Here is a 14,496-nt window from a genome sequence, read left to right as displayed (position 1 = left end):
CGGGCCGGCGGCGGGGGTCACGGGGTGGGGTGGCGCATGGCCGGCAGGATCAGGGAGGCGCCCAGAAGGAGCACCCCGGCGACGACGAGCAGAATGCCGTCGAAGCCCAGTCCCGTGAGCGCACCGGCGAGCTGTGGGCCCAGGCTGGCGCCGATGAACATGCTGCACCCGTAGAGGGCGACCGCCGCACCACGTGCCTGCGGGGCGTTGGCGTTGATGGTCTCGACGACCGCGGGCGCCGCTACCGCGACGGCGGCCACGAACAGCAGCAGGGCCAGGGCGAGCAGCGCCGTGTGATCACCGAGGAAGGAACCGGTGGCGACGGTGAGAGAGGCCAGTGCGAAGGCGAGGGCCGCGCGCAGGGGCGCGGGCAGCCGTCCGAGCACGGGGACCAGCAGGGGTACGGCGATCAGGGCGGGGAGCGCGCTGGCCCGCAGGGCGAGGATCGCGGTGGCATCGCCGGTGACGGCCGGTGGGCCCGCGATGGCCACCGCCGTGTAGAGGGAGACGAAAGCCGTCATCAGGGCGACGGTGGACAGGCACAAGGCGCCCAGCCGCGGCTGTCGCAGCAGCCGCGGCATCGCCGCGAACGCCTGCAGCAGTCCGCCGTCGGTGCCTCCACGCGGAGTGGGTCGCAGGACCCGGCGCACCGGGAACAGGTTCAGGGCCATCAGCACGGCACTGATCCAGAAGACCGCACGCCAGCCGATTCCGGCCGCAACGGCCTGCGCACCGACCTGAACAACGACGGCGGCGGCGAGCATGCCACTGGTGATGCAGGTGAGGGAGGTGCCGCGGTGTCGAGGCGCGATGTGCCGGACGACGTAGGAGAGCGCGGCAGGGGCGAAGGTCGCGGCGGTCAGTCCCTGCAGGCTGCGCAGCACGACGGCGGTGGGAAGGTCGGAGACCGCGCTGACCGCCGCGGTGGACGCCGTGGCGGCCGCGAGCCCCACGGTGATCACGGCGCGTGGTCCGTAACGGTCGCAGAGCGGGCCGGCGAAGAGGAACCCGGCTGCGTAGGCGAAACCGAACGCCGTCGCCGTCCACGTGACCTGACCGGGTGTGGTGCCGAACTCGGTGGCCATGGGGTGCAGCAGTGCCAGGACGGTGTACATCTGACCGACCATCAGCATGCCCAGCGTGGTGAGCAGTGCTGTGGTCCTGGCGGCCGGGGCCCAGCCTGGTGGCCGACCGGGCGTTCCGCTCCCGGTTGTGTGATCGAGTGCGCTGGTGGGGTGGGGCATGGGGACTCCGAAAGAACGTCTGGTGGCCCCGTGTGCGGCATGACCGACCGATGGCAGGCGCCGGGGACCGGGTCGCCCCCGGCCGGCGAGGGGCCGGCCGGGGGCGGTAACGGGGTGATCAGGCTGCGTGGGTGTTCAGCACGTACTCGCGTGAGGCGTGGACCTCGCTGCGCAGGGCGGGCAGGTCGACGTCGAGGACCTGTCCGTCCCACTTGCGGGGCTCGCCGTTGATGAGGACGGTGCTGATGTTGCGGGCGTCGGAGCCCAGTACGAGGGTGCCGATCGGGTCGTTGAGCGGCATGTTGTTGAGGTCCTCGGCCTGGATGACCAGCAGGTCGGCCTTCTTGCCGGGGGTGAGTGAGCCGGTGACGCCCTCCAGCCCGTTGGTGCGGGCGCCCTGGAGGGTGGCGAAGTCCAGGACGTCGTGGGTGGTGATGCGGACCGGCTGCCGGCCGGTGCCGTGGGCGGCGTTGACGGCCCGCATCCGCTGGATGGCGTGCAGGGCCCGCATCTGGGTGAACATGTCGCTGGCCAGGGCGACTTCGACGTCGATGCTCAGCCCGGGACGGATGCCGACGGACAAAGCCTCGTCGACGGCGGGGATCGCGGTCTCCAGGCCGATCTGGGCGTCGGAGGTGGGGGCGAGGGCCACGGTGGTGCCGCTTTCCCCCATCGCCTTCCATGCTTCGGGGCTCAGTCCGGTGGCGTGGATGAGGGTGACGTCGCTGCCGAGGATGCCGTCCTTCGCCCAGTTCAGGATCACCTCGGAGGAGGCTGTGCCGAAGACCGCGTCCACGCTCACCCCGATGCCCAGGTCCTTGGCGACGCGGGCGAGTTCGGGGCCGTAGGCGAGGGCCGGGCCGGCGATCTCGTCGGTGGCGAGCGTCGCCAGGCGCAGGGTCAGCAGCTGGTCGTCACTGTGGAAGTACTTCTCCTTGAGGCGTGTCAGGTCGCCGGGCCACTGCTTGTCCCAGTCACCGAAGTGCGGGCCCATGGAGGCGTGCACACCGCGGATGCCGGTGTCGCGGAGGGCCTCGACGGCGGCGTCGGAGTGTTCGGGGGTGCGGGAGTTGTGGGAGAAGTCGAGCATGGTCGTGATGCCGCTGTCGATCGCGGTGAGGGCGGCCAGCTTGGTGCCGGTGTACATGTCCTGGGGCCGGTAGACGGTGGCGTAGCCGGCCAGGGTGGACATGACGTAGGCGCCGAGGTCGTCGACGTCCGGCATGATCCGGCGCAGCTGGGCCTCCCAGGCGTGCCGGTGGGTGTCGACGAAGCCGGGGCTGAGGACGGCGCCGGTGGCGTCGACGACCACGGCGTCACCGGCCTCGAGACCGGGACCGACGGCGGTGATGGTGTCGCCCTCGACGAGCAGGTCGGCGTTGGGCAGGACACCGAGGTCGGCGTCCATGGTGACGACGGTCGCGCCGGTGAACAGGATGCGCCGTTCGGCCGCGGGGCGACGGCGGAGCTGTTCGAGGGCGGCGGTGGCGTTGACGTGGGTCATGGAAAAGCTGCTTTCAGTACTTCGGGGAGGGGGAGGGCTGCCGGGAACGCCCGGCAGCCCGGTTTCCGGTTCTGGCGGGGCCGGCCCCGGCAGCCAGGGCGCCGTTCACCCGGGCGTCGCGCGTCCAGGACCGAAAGGCTGCGGAGGCACGGTCCGGGCCCGGTGTTGTCGCCGTGTGTGCGGGCGGCTCGGCCGTTGCCGGCCGGGCGGTTCAGCCCAGCTTCATGACGTAGCCCGCGTGGTGCAGCTCGTCGCCCCTGAACTCTCCGTAGGCCCAGAAGCCGAGGTCGTCCAGGTAGTCGATGCGGTCGCCGTCGATCCAGAACCGCCCCTGGTAGGCGTGGGGGCGGCCGCCCCGGGTCTCGTCGTAGCGGCCGTCCGCGGTGAGTTCCTGGTGCAGGAAGTCCTGCCGGTCGATCCAGACGCCGAGCCGTGGGCTGCCGGTCAGGTCCGGAGCGGCGGGGATGCCGGCCTGGGGGGTTGTGGGCCCGCCGGGAATCTCCGTGCCCGACCACCGGACGGGACGGCCGGCCGCGACCAGTGCGCGGACCTGCTCCGGGTGGGACACGAGGGTGGCCACCGCGCTCGGCACGTCGGCGGCGAGTTCGTCGGGTACCACCAGGAAGTCGGTGTTGTTGCCGGGCGTCAGCGTCGCGACGTACTCCGAGCGCCGGCCGCGGCCGCCGGCCAGGGCGACGGTGTCCACGACGGCGGGGACGATGGTCGTGCCCGTGCAGTCGACGACGATGGCGTTGTCGTCCTGCGCCGCGGTGATGATGCCGGGGCCGACGCCGACGATCAGGTCGCCGACGAACAGGATGTCGGCACCGGTCATGGTCCCGATCAGCGGGTCCATCGTCACGATCCGGGCGTTGGTGAACAGGACGGGGCGGCCCCCGTCGTTCGAGAGGATCTCGTCGAGCGCCTCCGGGTGCCAGCTCAGGGCGCTGGTGTGGGCGTGGGTGTCGTTGGTGGTCATCGTTTTCCTCAGGGGTTCGGCTCTTCGGTCCGCCCGGCGAACGAAGCGGGCGTCCTCACGGGCGGGTCGCGGCTGCTCGGCGTCACGGCAGCCGCATGACCACCAGGTTCGTCCGGCCGGACAAGCGGAACCAGGCCGCCGTGCACCAGGGTGCACGGCACCCACCCATGCCCGGCCGGAGGAGAGCGGAAGGGGCCGGCACCATGGCCGGCAGGGAGATGACGGGTCCGGCACAGGCCCGGCGCAGAGCGTCCGGGAAATCCGTCCGCCCCGGCACGTCACTCCCGCTCCGTTCCGCCCCGGATCATGGGTGCACGGCTCCCAGGAAGCCCGTACCCGGGGACGCGGCGGCCTGGCCACGTTCCGTCATCGGGCCCGAGAGTGAAGCCATGACCAGCAACGACACGCCTCGCGCTCCCCACCCGTACGTCGGGATGTGGGTGACCGCGGACGGATTCATCCGCCAGGAACTACTGCCGAACGGCCGCTACGACGAGGCCCGCGGACGGCGCCGGAGTGCCTACACCGGCCGGTACACCGTCAGCGGCAACCACATCGACTACGTCGACGACACCGGCTTCACCGCCACAGGGGACGTTCGCGACGGCGTTCTCTTCCACGAGCACTTGGTGCTCTACCGTGAGGGCGATCACCGCGTCCGGCGGGAAGGTACGGGGTCGCGCGGCTGAGGGACCTGATCCTGGTTTCCCGTGGGGCCGTCGGTTCCGGGCGGCGACGCCGGGAACGGGCGGCCGACGGTACGAGGCACGGTTGCCCTCACCGGCCCGAACACGTCCAGATGCCACAGTGAGGGCTCGTCGCCGGCCGGCGAGCCCTCCTTCTCGTCCAGGGCCCTTTCACAGGCGGGGCCACACAGCAGTCAGCTGTTGCCGGACGACAGCGAAACCTCCCGCACCACCTCTGCCGACGCCTCTTCGCCGGCACCGGACCGAAGCGCGGTGAAGGCAGCCGCGGTGACGCTCGCCGGCTCGGCCTGGTAGACGACCAGCTGCTGATGCGGGGCTCCCCCCACGGTGAAGGCCGAGAACTGGATCTCCAGGGCACCCACCTCGGGATGCAGCAGGTACTTCTCCTGCTGTGTCTTGCTCCTGACCTCGTGCAGTCCCCACAGCCCGGCGAATTCGGGACTCCTCCCGCGGAGCGTGTCGACGACTTCGGTGATCCGCGGGGACTCGGGGTCGTGTCCGAAGGCCGCACGCAGTTCGGCCACGCACGAGTGGGCGGAGTCGTCCCAGTCCCTGTAGAAGGCACGTCCCGCCGGGTCCAGGAAGACCATGCGAGCCAGGTTGTCGAACCGTTGGAATCCGCTGTGCAGGGCCGCGGCGAGCGCATTGCGCGCCAGGATGTCCAGGGCCGGGCCCAGGACGAAAGCGGGGGTGTCGGGCCAGCCGTCGATCAGCCGCAGAAGGTGGGGGTGAACCCTGTCGTAGCCGGCCGGAACACCGCGACGTTCCTGGGGCGCCCTGGTGAGCCTGCGCAGATGGTCGTGCGCCTCGTCACTGAGGCGCAGGGCGGCGGCGACCGCGTCGATCACCTGCGGGGACGGGCTGGACTCCCGTCCCTGTTCCAGGCGCATGTAGTAGTCGGCGCTCACCCCGGCGAGCATGGCGACCTCCTCACGGCGCAGCCCCGGCACCCGCCGGCGCCCGTGCTCCGGAAGCCCCACGTCCAGCGGTTTCAGGGCTTCGCGCCGTGCTCTCAGAAAGTCTCCCAAGGGAGTGGTGTCGCTCATTGTTCCAACCTAACGGAGAGGCCGGCCCGCCCTTCGTCCCTCTCGTGCGGGCCTGGCCGGTGGACCCGGCCCGAACGGCGGCGACTCAGTCGAGCGCGGCGCCGGCCGCCGGCTCCTCGGCCACTGCGCCGGCACTGAGGGAGCCGAGCAGGGACAGTGCGTCGGCGGACGCCGTGCCTGGTTCGGCCTGGTAGACGACGAGCTGCTGCGTCGGGGCGCTGTTGACGGTGAAGGACTCGAAGTGCAGTTCCAGGTCACCGACCTGAGCATGGTGGAAGCGTTTCGCCTCCCGCGTCTTGGCGCGCACGTCATGCCGCGCCCACAGCGTGGAGAAGTCCGCACTTCTCAGGGACAGCTCACCTACGACCTGGCTCAGGCGCGGATCCTCGGGATCGATGCCGGCCGCACGGCGCAATGTGGCCACCGTCGACTCGGCCGCACGGTCCCAGTCCCGGTGAAACCGCCGCGCGACCGGGTCCAGGAACGTCATGCGCAACAAGTTGTCACTGTGAGTGAAGTCGGCGTGAAGAACGCTCGCGAGCCGGTTACGGGCCAGGATGTCCAGTACGGGGCTCATGACGAAGGCAGGCGTGTCACGCCACGTGTCGAGGAGACGCCTGAGGTGCGGGGCGACTCGTTCCACGCGCGGTGCTCGGCGTGTCCGGCGGGTGGTCGGGCCGGCCACGCGGTGCAGGTGGGCCATCGCTTCGCCGTCCAGCTGCAGTGCCCGCCCCACGGCCTCGAGGATCTGCCGGGACGGATGCCGCTCGCGGCCCTGTTCGAGACGCGTGTAGTAGTCGGAACTCACCCCCGCGAGGGCGGCCACCTCCTCACGTCGCAGACCGGGCACCCTGCGACGACCGGAGGTGGGAATCCCCACGTCGCAGGGGCGCAGGCGGGCGCGCCGCGCCCGGAGGAAACCTCCCAGCGTGTTGTCGACGAGCTCCTTCTCTCTGTCCATACGTCGAGGCTAGAGCGGCGCGACGCACTGCCGTAGGGGCGAGGGAGGGTGCGCTTACCCTGGGAACAGCACACCCTGGACAGTCACACCCCTGTCCGAGTCGACGACGGCCTTGCTCTCCGAGGGCGGCACAGGCCGAGTGCTTCCCACCCGTCGCAGGTGAAGCGCCGCGACTGGTGAAGCGCCGCGACTCCTCAGCACTGTCTTGGCATGCGTCTGCCTGGCCGGTCCGCCCTGCGCCGGGAGATCCGAGCCGGTACGACGTGGTGACGAACCGGAACCGGAACCGGAGCCCACCCACAGCCACTCGCCGCTTTCCGGCTGCCTGGCGCATACGGGCACGCTCAGGTACGGCTGGACGCCTCGGTGCCTGACGTGGTGCCTGACGTCACGGTGCGGTCGGCAGACCGGCCAGCAGACTGCGCCGCGCGGATTCCACATGCTCTTCGGCCCGGCGGGCCAGCGTCCGGATGTCGCCGGAGCGCAGGAGAGCGGCCAGCTCGCGATGCTCGTCGACCACGCGTGCGCGGTAGTGGTCGTAGGCCACGTCGACGCGGCTCAGCTGGAACAGGTGCACCTGAGAGCGGATCGCCTCCCAGGCGGAGGTGAGCCTGCCGTTCCCGGCCGCGGCATAGATCTGGTCGTGGAAGGCGATGTCCAGCGCCACCAGCCGGGGGGCGTCACCGCCCTCGGCGATCTCGGCCGCCATCTCGGTCACCAGCCGATCCAGCGCGGACAGCTGCTCCGCGGTCGCGGCTCGCCGCGCGGTGGTCGCGGCCAGACGGTCCAACGCGGCCCGCAGCGCGTAGACCTCCTGCGCATCCTCGGCCGTCACCCTGATGACGGTGGTGCCGCGGTGCCAGCCGCCACGCACCAACCCCTCGTGCTCCAGCCGGGCCAGTCCCTCCCGGACCGAGCCACGGCTGACCTCGAGGCGTTCGGCCAACTCCACTTCGCGCAGTGGGGCTCCGGGCGGGAAGTGACCCGAGAAGATCGCGGCGCGCACCAGGTCGGCGGCTTCGTCGGCCAGCCCGCGCCGGGCGGCCTTCGGCAGTGCAGATGACATGCCGCCATGTTGACATCCGGACAATCGCAACCACCAGACCAGCCAGGCGACTCGCCCCGGACTTCCAGCCGACTCTTGTCCTAATGTTGACATTGAAAGATCGGGTGGGTCAGGCTGCCCTGGCCGCCGACTCCACCAGAGGGGACCCCGATGCCACACCGACCCGCTTTCCACCTGGCCGTCCCGGTCGACGACCTGGCCGCCGCCCGCGGCTTCTACGGACAGGTGCTGGGTCTGCCCGAGGGGCGCAGCGCCGACCACTGGGTGGACTGGAATCTCGAAGGCCACCAGTTGGTGACCCACCTGGTGCCGACCGTGCCGCAGCCGGCGGGTACCAGCGTGGTGGGACAGCACCGGGTGCCGATCCCGCACTACGGTCTCCTGCTGCCCGAACAGTCCTTCCACCAGTTCGCCGAGCGGTTGCGAGCCGCGGGGGTACGCTTCGACATCGAACCGCATCGCCGCTTTCCCGGTGAACCCGGCGAACAGTGGACCATGTTCTTCCGCGACCCCGCGGGCAACGCCCTGGAGTTCAAGTCCTTCCGTGACGAGTCGATGGTGTTCGCCCGATGAGGGGCGTGCTCGTCACCGGTGGATCGCGGGGCATCGGCCGCGCCGTCGCGAGGGCCTTCGCCGCCGGCGGTGACCGGGTCGCGGTGCAGTACGCCGGTCGCCGTGCGGACGCCGAACGGACGGTGCGTGAGCTTCCCGGCACCGGGCACACACTGCTGCAGGCCGACCTGGGCGAGCCAGGTGCGGCCGAGCGGACCGTGGCCGAGGCGGTGGCCGCGCTCGGTGCCGTGGACGTGCTGGTGAACAACGCGGCCCTGGCACCCGCGGCGGACACCCGGCACCCCATCGCCGAGACCCCGCTGGAGCACTGGCAGCAGGTCTGGCGGCGGATGGTCGACGTCAACCTGCTGGGCGCGGCCGACTTGTGCTGGGCCACAGCCCACCACCTCGTCGACCGGGGCACCGGCGGGGCGATCGTGAACATCGGCTCGCGCGGCGCGTTCCGGGGCGAACCCGATTTCCCCGCCTACGGGGCCACCAAGGCCGCCCTGCACGCCCTCGGTCAGTCACTGGCCGTGGCCCTGGCTCCGCACGGCATCGCGGTCACCTCCGTCGCGCCCGGGTTCGTGGCCACCGAACGGCAGACGGGGAAGTTGTCCGGCCCGGAAGGAGAACGTCTGCGCGCGGAGAGCCCCTTCGGGCGCGTCGGCACCCCGGAAGAGGTCGCCGCCACGGTGCATTTCCTCGCCTCCCCGGCCGCGGCATGGGCCTCGGGAACCATCGTCGACCTCAACGGCGCGTCTTACCTGCGCACTTGACACCCAACCGTGCGAGAGAAGAACGGCGCGCGTGTGGGGCCCCGCCCACGCAGGGGACCAGCTCGGCCTGGCGGTGACGGTGCGCGGGAAACTGGAACCGCTGAGAACGAAGATGGCCGAGCTCGTCGATCGCGGCGGTACGGGCCCACGGCGAACGCAGCCTGACTCACCCCGCCGTCGTCGCCCTCGACCGACTCGGCATGACCGCTGCCCGAGCGACAGGAGTTGTCGCGCTCGGAGGTCCTGGGGTCGGCCTCGGCCGCACTCCGTGCCGCCGAGGCCGACCACCTCCCGCTCGAGCCGGCCGGCATCAAACCGTCCCTGCCGCACCACGTGCCCCTGCTGCGGGATCCCCCGGGCGGATGCGCCTCTTCGGACCTACGTGCCGGCAAGTGCTGCGCGTAGGCGACGGGCCTGGCTCACCAGCCGTGAGCTGCCCCGCCGGTCGGCTATCGGGCCGAGTCCGGGTATCTCGCCCTGGGCTCCGGTACGTTCGGCGCACTCGGCGGCCACGGTGAGCAGTTCGCCGAGGCCGCGGGACTCGGCCGGGGAGAGGTCTTTGGACAGGAGCGGTGGCAGCGCGTCACGCAGCACGGTCCAGACGGTGCGGTACGCGCCGGTGGACGCGGCCGTTCCCAGGGACTCCGCCAGGCGGCTCGGAGCGACGACCCCGATGAGCATCAGCGCACCGAGGTCGGTGGCGAGCGCACCGGGATCCAGCTTCTTCTGTGCCGCCAGCAGCAGCAGTGCGTCGACCGCGGCGATTCTGTCCTCCTGGCGCTGGACGCCGAGCCCGCCGGCCACCACCAGGGACGTCGCGGGCCCGCTCGCGCCGGGTGACTGCGCGAGCAAGGGCAGGACGGAGCAGACGTCCGGATCCTTCTCGGGGTACTGCGCGCAGGGCAGGACGTGCTGTATCAGCCGCAGGGCTATGAGTTCGGGGTGCTCCGGCAGCAGGGCGGGCCAGTGGGTCTGCTGGACGGCCGCGGTGGCGGCGCACCAGCACCGGTGGTGGGAACCGAGTGCCGGACTCCCCAGCTCACGGAAAGGGAGTGGGAACATGTGCAAGGCGGTGATCTCGCCGGACCGGACGACCGGTGTCGTTCGGTCCGTCACCGTGCGGTGCAGGACCGTGCCGGTGAGGCCGCCGGTCCGCAGCCAGTCGGCGAGCCGCTGCCCCTCCGGGGTGCCCAGCAGTGCGGCCCGCTCGGCGGCGGCCTCGGCGGCCGCCCGGTCCGTGGTGCGCACCCGCAGCAGGGCCTGTGCGAAGTCGCACGCTCCGACGTGGGCGCCCAGCCGCTGGTACGTCTTCAGCCGGTCGGTCAGTTCTCCGGGCTCCAGCAGCCCGTTGTCCCAGCTCGGCGTCGACAGCAGGAACGGCTGCGGATCGGTGAGCAACCTGTGGGCGATCTCCCAGAAGCGGGCCCGGAAGGGGCCGTTCGGGAGGCATCCGGCATGCGCGCCCCCGCCGTCGAGCACTGCCTTCGCGGTGCGCGGTGCGATCCGCTGGTGGAGGCCGGCGAGGACCAGGTCGAGGGCGAGTCGCGGGGTGAAGCGGACATGGGAGGGGGCGAAGGCGGAGGGGACCGAGTCGTCGGGGAGAGGCCGGCGACAGGTGCGGGACCACCACCGCGTCGCCGCTACCGGCTCGAGCGCCTCCAGCAGAGCTGCTCGATCCTCATGGGCCCAGCGCACCAGTCCGTCCAGGGTCCGCTCGAAGTCGGCGACGGGCAGGATGCCGTGGGAGGCCAGCAGCGCGCCGGTCTCCTCGGCCGTCTCCGCCACTGAGGCCGGCGGCGACGCGAGCGCGACCGGGGACGGAACGGGAGGCAGCGTGTCCTCGCCGGCCGCCTGCAGAGCTTCTTCCGCTCCGGTTCCCAGGGCTTCGACCACTCGGGTGCGCAGGCCGGGGGCGATGGGCGCGGCCGAGGTGAGGATCTCTTCACGCGAGAGGGCGTCGGTCAGATGTGTCCCGTGCTGCTCGATCAGCTTCAGGGCCCTTTCCTGGGCTTCGGAGTCCTCGTGGGTGAGGGCGTGGGACGCGGCCGGGAGCAGTGCGTCGGCTGTGGCGGTGTCGCGGGTGACCACTGTGTCCAGCAGTTGCAGCTGAGCTCGGACCAGGTTCTTCTCCGGCCGGGTGAGCACCGCTCGCGTCATGTCGGCCAGGTCATGCGTCGGCAGGGAGCCGGTCAGGGCGAGCTCGGCGAGGACGGACTGGGCGTGGACGGCGACGGGCTGGAGCGCGTCGGCGGCCAGGGCCCGCCAGTCGGCGACACGGCCGGCGTGCTCCTCGGCGGACAGACCGAGGTCGAGCAGCAGCCGGTGGAACACCCGCTGGTCCACTGCCGTGCCGCCGCGCAACAGCCGCCCCAGACATCCGTCGACCATGGTGGCGCGGTCGAGCGTGCCTTCCGCGGTGAGCCGCGCGAGAGCGAGAAGCCAAGGGTTGTCCTTGTTGGAGTGACCGCTGTTCAGCGCCTGGCCGGTCCCCCCTGCCGTGAAGAGGCCGGCCACCATGGGCCTGAGGTAGGGCGACTGCCTCAGCCGCTCGGCGATCACGTCGGTGTTCCAGCCATTGCCGTAGATGTTGCGTATCCACGCGTGCACGGAGGCGTCGGTCACCGGCATCGGGCATCGGGCCGCCTGCACGATCGCTTCGAGAAGGTGATACCGGATGTCCGTGGAGGGCCTGCGGTCGGCGATCCGGTGCGCCAGCTCCGCCAGCCATCCGGCGGGGCGCTCCTCGAGCATGGGGGGGAATCTCTTCTCCGCCACCCACATGCGCTCCCAGCCGGAAGCAGTGAGCCAGGACGCGACGGCCGCCGCTCCGCTCTGGCAGCCGAGGCCCGCCACCAGCAGCGCAGGAGAGGCCGCTTGGAGCTGCGGCGTCACCCAGGCGTCGCGGAACTCCTTGCGCAACGCCTTCAGCGCCGGCAGTTCCCCACGCCGTTCGGCGGCCGTCATGCCGTTCACGATCGTCACCACGTCGTCCGTCCGCCCGCCGCGCACCGCTTCGATCAGCTTGCTCAACTGTTCCTCTCCCGTCGTGCCATGCGTACCGCCAACGCGTGCTTGCAGGGGCCGCGTCCACCCCGGTATCTCGCCCACCACAGGCAACTGCACCTCAGGACGCCGGCGTCCTCGCGCACCCGGTGGGTGTGGCCGTCCTCGGCCGTGACGGTGCCCATCGCGCCGTCCAGCGTCACAGCATTGGCCGACAGCAGGGCACGGGCATGCCGCAGCCTCGGGTTGTGACGCTCGGCGAGACCGGAGTCGTAGGGCAGCTGCCGGTGGAAATAGGCGGCTTCGGCCGTGTCGTAACCCACCCGGCCGGAGGTCGCCAGGCGCGTCAGCGCCGACCGGACCCGCGCGGTGGTCAGTCCGCAGGCCGCGGCCAGAGCACTCACGTCGATCCGCGGTTCCCACGCCAGCAGCACGGCCACCAGTTCCGCGTCCTGGACGGTCTCGTCGTCGGCCAGTGCCTCCAGTACGCCGCCCTCACCGGAGAAACCCCTCGCGGGGTCCGGGGAGAGAGTGAGCGTCAGGCGCATGCCCGGCAGAACCGCTTCCCAGGCACTCGCGGTGGCCGCCCTGCCGTCCCCCACGGGACCGTAGACACGCAGCGCGGTAGCGTGCCGCAGCACACGGTGAAACGCGGCCAGCCGCTCCGGTCCGGGCAGGCACACCGCTCCTGGTGCGGGACACGTCGTGGGCCTGAGTCCCTGCCGGACCGGCACGAACCAAACGGGGCCGCGCGGTCCTCTTCCACCGCCGCGAGGAAGGGACCGCAGGAACCGGACTGCCTCGGACGCGGCCAGTTCGGCACGCAGGTCGAACCCGGCAGCGATCGCCTGCGCCTCCGCGAAGCCGCGCAACCACCTGCCGGGCAGGGGCACCTTCTTCTCCACCACCGCGCCGCCCAGTGCGGTCACCGCCAACTCGTCCGGCCCCACCCGCAGATGAACCGGATCGCGCGGGCCGACGCGCGTGAGCGCCTCACGCAACGGGTTGTTGACGTCGAAGTTGCTGGTGCCGTGCCCGATCTCTCCCCCGTCGAGTGCGTCTGCCGGCACGTCGAGCCGTGCGTAGACACCGCAGCAGCCGGAGAACGACTCGAAGCGGAGCCGGTCGCCGTTGCCGGTCACCACCGGGTCCAGCCAAGCCGCCAGGCGAGGCCGGTAGTAGCGGGCGGCGGCGATGTCGGCCACCGAGAGCAGGCCGGCGGCGGCTGCCTGCGGACTGGTGAGGAAACCCGAGAAGAACCGGGGATGGTCCTGGAAGCCGGAGGGCGTCGCGCCTCGGGAGGTCTCCAGCCCCAAGAGGCTCCCGTCCGCCGAAGCTCCGAGTGCGGAGGGACGCGCATAGGCGAGGCTCCGCGATGATCGCGTCATGGAGGAGACACTAGAGGCGACCACCGACAATGCCCTGATCAAGCCCTCGCGACCGGCACCCGAACGAAGAAAGCCCACCGGTCCGGGTCCGCCTTTGCCCCGCTTCAGAGCGGATCGCGTGCTTCACTCTCGAGAAGGAACCGCACACGCGGTACCAGGAAAGCGAACGGTTCGGCGTTTCCGACGAGAGCACTGGCCGCGGCGGACACGACCGGCCCGGAAAGAGCCGTGCAGGAATCGAGTGGGATACCGAGAGAGATCTCCTGCCGGGTCACCTGTCCGTGCCACGGCTGGACCGAGAGCGCACGGTCCTGAGGCACGCAGTAGGCGAGCATCCTCCCGTAGTCGGGAAAAGCGCGTCGCCAGGGTCCATCCGTCGGCCACTCGGGCAGCGGAACGAGGTGGGCCTCGGCATCCGGGGCGGTACCGCGCCCCGGAGCCAGAAGAAGATCGATCCGATCGTCCTGCGCAACGAGTACCGAAGCTCGGTCGAGAACGTGCATGGGCAACCCCTCGGCGACCATGCGCGCACCGAGGGCGTGCACCGTGCGGTCGACAGCGGTACTGAGGAAGTAGACGCCCAGGGAACCTGTGCGGGGGTGGCGCACGTAGATCCGCCAGTTGCTCTGCAACGGGGAGGGCAGGAGCCGCCGCCACCGGCCGAGCAGCGCCGGCCCCAGATGCCCATGTCGGTAACTCAGGAAGGTCACCATCGCCTGGTCACCGCTCTCGCCGAGACGCTGCAGCTCCAGGCCGGGCGGGACCAGGGGCGCGATGCGGTGAGCATCGACCACGTAGTTGACGTAGACGACGTCGGTCACGTCGCTGACAAAGACGACTGAAGGGATGTGCTCACACAACCTCCGTAGCAGCCGACTCCCGGCCACCCGGTTCAGCGGTGCGGCGAGCCGGCCTCGCGGATGAACCCATGGCGCGTACCGCCCGTACCTGGTCTGCCGGCGCGTGCGACGCAACGAACGCTCGGCGGACCAAGCGGCCAGGCCGACCGACAGGACGGAGCCGAGCACGAGGAGCGTGAACATGAAGGCAGTATGGCAACCGCGGCGAATCCGGCTTCGGCCGCCAGGGACGTGGCATGCGGTCTCACCCCAGTACTCGGGCCACGTTCGTGAGCCGGAGCCCGCGCCTGCCAGTGGCCGTCCGCGGTGAGCAATCCGGTACGGTTCCGCCCGCCGACGTTGTCGTCGGTCGACTGGGCCCCCAGCCGATTGCCGGTCTCCTGGGAGCTGCCGGTCACCTGTTTCCC

Annotated in this window: 12 protein-coding genes; 3 read left to right on the top strand and 9 right to left on the bottom strand. The window is 71.2% G+C overall.

What is annotated here, in order from left to right; genetic code table 11:
- Positions 1-17: 17 nt before the first annotated feature.
- The 3 genes from IH50_RS0102005 to IH50_RS0101995 form a co-directional block, all read right to left on the bottom strand.
- Positions 18-1,133, bottom strand: a complete 1,116-nt coding sequence (locus IH50_RS0102005) for an MFS transporter (protein ID WP_234328059.1) — start codon at positions 1,131-1,133, stop codon at positions 18-20.
- A gap of 229 nt (positions 1,134-1,362) precedes the next feature.
- Positions 1,363-2,748 carry an amidohydrolase family protein gene (locus tag IH50_RS0102000; RefSeq protein ID WP_030856492.1) on the bottom strand — a complete coding sequence of 462 codons (1,386 nt, stop codon included), beginning with the start codon at positions 2,746-2,748 and terminating at the stop codon, positions 1,363-1,365.
- Positions 2,749-2,959: 211 nt separating this feature from the next.
- On the bottom strand, positions 2,960-3,727 hold the full coding sequence (locus IH50_RS0101995) for an Atu4866 domain-containing protein (RefSeq protein ID WP_030856490.1): 768 nt from the start codon (positions 3,725-3,727) through the stop codon (positions 2,960-2,962).
- A gap of 389 nt (positions 3,728-4,116) precedes the next feature.
- On the opposite strand from IH50_RS0101995, the gene IH50_RS0101990 reads away from it, so the two are divergent.
- The gene (locus IH50_RS0101990; RefSeq protein WP_030856489.1) at positions 4,117-4,416 is read left to right on the top strand and encodes an Atu4866 domain-containing protein; all 300 of its coding nucleotides are present in this window, start codon (positions 4,117-4,119) and stop codon (positions 4,414-4,416) included.
- 191 nt (positions 4,417-4,607) lie between these two features.
- Here IH50_RS0101990 and IH50_RS0101985 read toward each other — a convergent pair whose 3' ends face one another.
- From IH50_RS0101985 to IH50_RS0101975, 3 genes are all read right to left on the bottom strand, one after another.
- Entirely contained in the window at positions 4,608-5,480 is an 873-nt protein-coding gene (locus IH50_RS0101985) for a helix-turn-helix transcriptional regulator (RefSeq protein WP_030856487.1), read from the bottom strand.
- Positions 5,481-5,565: 85 nt separating this feature from the next.
- Positions 5,566-6,441: a helix-turn-helix transcriptional regulator gene (locus IH50_RS0101980; RefSeq protein ID WP_030856485.1), complete on the bottom strand. Its 876-nt coding sequence runs from the start codon at positions 6,439-6,441 to the stop codon at positions 5,566-5,568.
- Between the two features lie 388 nt (positions 6,442-6,829).
- Positions 6,830-7,507 carry a GntR family transcriptional regulator gene (locus tag IH50_RS0101975; RefSeq protein WP_030856484.1) on the bottom strand — a complete coding sequence of 226 codons (678 nt, stop codon included), beginning with the start codon at positions 7,505-7,507 and terminating at the stop codon, positions 6,830-6,832.
- A gap of 150 nt (positions 7,508-7,657) precedes the next feature.
- Between IH50_RS0101975 and IH50_RS0101970 the strand changes: the two genes are divergently transcribed.
- Complete coding sequence (locus IH50_RS0101970; protein WP_030856483.1) at positions 7,658-8,080, top strand: VOC family protein; 423 nt, start codon at positions 7,658-7,660, stop codon at positions 8,078-8,080.
- Entirely contained in the window at positions 8,077-8,838 is a 762-nt protein-coding gene (locus tag IH50_RS0101965) for an SDR family NAD(P)-dependent oxidoreductase (RefSeq protein ID WP_030856482.1), read from the top strand. Before IH50_RS0101970 ends, IH50_RS0101965 begins: the two co-directional genes overlap by 4 nt.
- 378 nt (positions 8,839-9,216) lie before the next feature.
- On the opposite strand, the gene IH50_RS40675 is transcribed toward IH50_RS0101965, so the two are convergent.
- The 3 genes from IH50_RS40675 to IH50_RS38625 form a co-directional block, all read right to left on the bottom strand.
- Positions 9,217-11,868: a DUF6493 family protein gene (locus tag IH50_RS40675; RefSeq protein WP_030856481.1), complete on the bottom strand. Its 2,652-nt coding sequence runs from the start codon at positions 11,866-11,868 to the stop codon at positions 9,217-9,219.
- The gene (locus IH50_RS40670; protein ID WP_107061954.1) at positions 11,865-13,229 is read right to left on the bottom strand and encodes an SWIM zinc finger family protein; all 1,365 of its coding nucleotides are present in this window, start codon (positions 13,227-13,229) and stop codon (positions 11,865-11,867) included. The genes IH50_RS40675 and IH50_RS40670 overlap by 4 nt, the downstream gene beginning before the upstream one ends.
- Positions 13,230-13,333: 104 nt before the next feature.
- Entirely contained in the window at positions 13,334-14,272 is a 939-nt protein-coding gene (locus IH50_RS38625) for a DUF2071 domain-containing protein (RefSeq protein ID WP_030856479.1), read from the bottom strand.
- Between the last annotated feature and the right edge of the window lie 224 nt (positions 14,273-14,496).

This window comes from Streptomyces sp. NRRL S-37 (assembly GCF_000721605.1).
In the GTDB taxonomy this organism is placed as follows: domain Bacteria; phylum Actinomycetota; class Actinomycetes; order Streptomycetales; family Streptomycetaceae; genus Streptomyces.
This window is presented reverse-complemented; position numbering and strand designations above follow the sequence as displayed.

Coding starts and splice junctions, on each gene's coding strand:
- IH50_RS0102005 (WP_234328059.1), bottom strand. CDS start 1,133: ATGCTGATGGTCGGTCAGATGTACACCGTCCTGGCACTGCTGCACCCC.
- IH50_RS0101995 (WP_030856490.1), bottom strand. CDS start 3,727: ATGACCACCAACGACACCCACGCCCACACCAGCGCCCTGAGCTGGCAC.
- IH50_RS0101990 (WP_030856489.1), top strand. CDS start 4,117: ATGACCAGCAACGACACGCCTCGCGCTCCCCACCCGTACGTCGGGATG.
- IH50_RS0101980 (WP_030856485.1), bottom strand. CDS start 6,441: ATGGACAGAGAGAAGGAGCTCGTCGACAACACGCTGGGAGGTTTCCTC.
- IH50_RS0101975 (WP_030856484.1), bottom strand. CDS start 7,507: ATGTCATCTGCACTGCCGAAGGCCGCCCGGCGCGGGCTGGCCGACGAA.
- IH50_RS0101985 (WP_030856487.1), bottom strand. CDS start 5,480: ATGAGCGACACCACTCCCTTGGGAGACTTTCTGAGAGCACGGCGCGAA.
- IH50_RS0101965 (WP_030856482.1), top strand. CDS start 8,077: ATGAGGGGCGTGCTCGTCACCGGTGGATCGCGGGGCATCGGCCGCGCC.
- IH50_RS0101970 (WP_030856483.1), top strand. CDS start 7,658: ATGCCACACCGACCCGCTTTCCACCTGGCCGTCCCGGTCGACGACCTG.
- IH50_RS40670 (WP_107061954.1), bottom strand. CDS start 13,229: ATGACGCGATCATCGCGGAGCCTCGCCTATGCGCGTCCCTCCGCACTC.
- IH50_RS0102000 (WP_030856492.1), bottom strand. CDS start 2,748: ATGACCCACGTCAACGCCACCGCCGCCCTCGAACAGCTCCGCCGTCGC.
- IH50_RS38625 (WP_030856479.1), bottom strand. CDS start 14,272: ATGTTCACGCTCCTCGTGCTCGGCTCCGTCCTGTCGGTCGGCCTGGCC.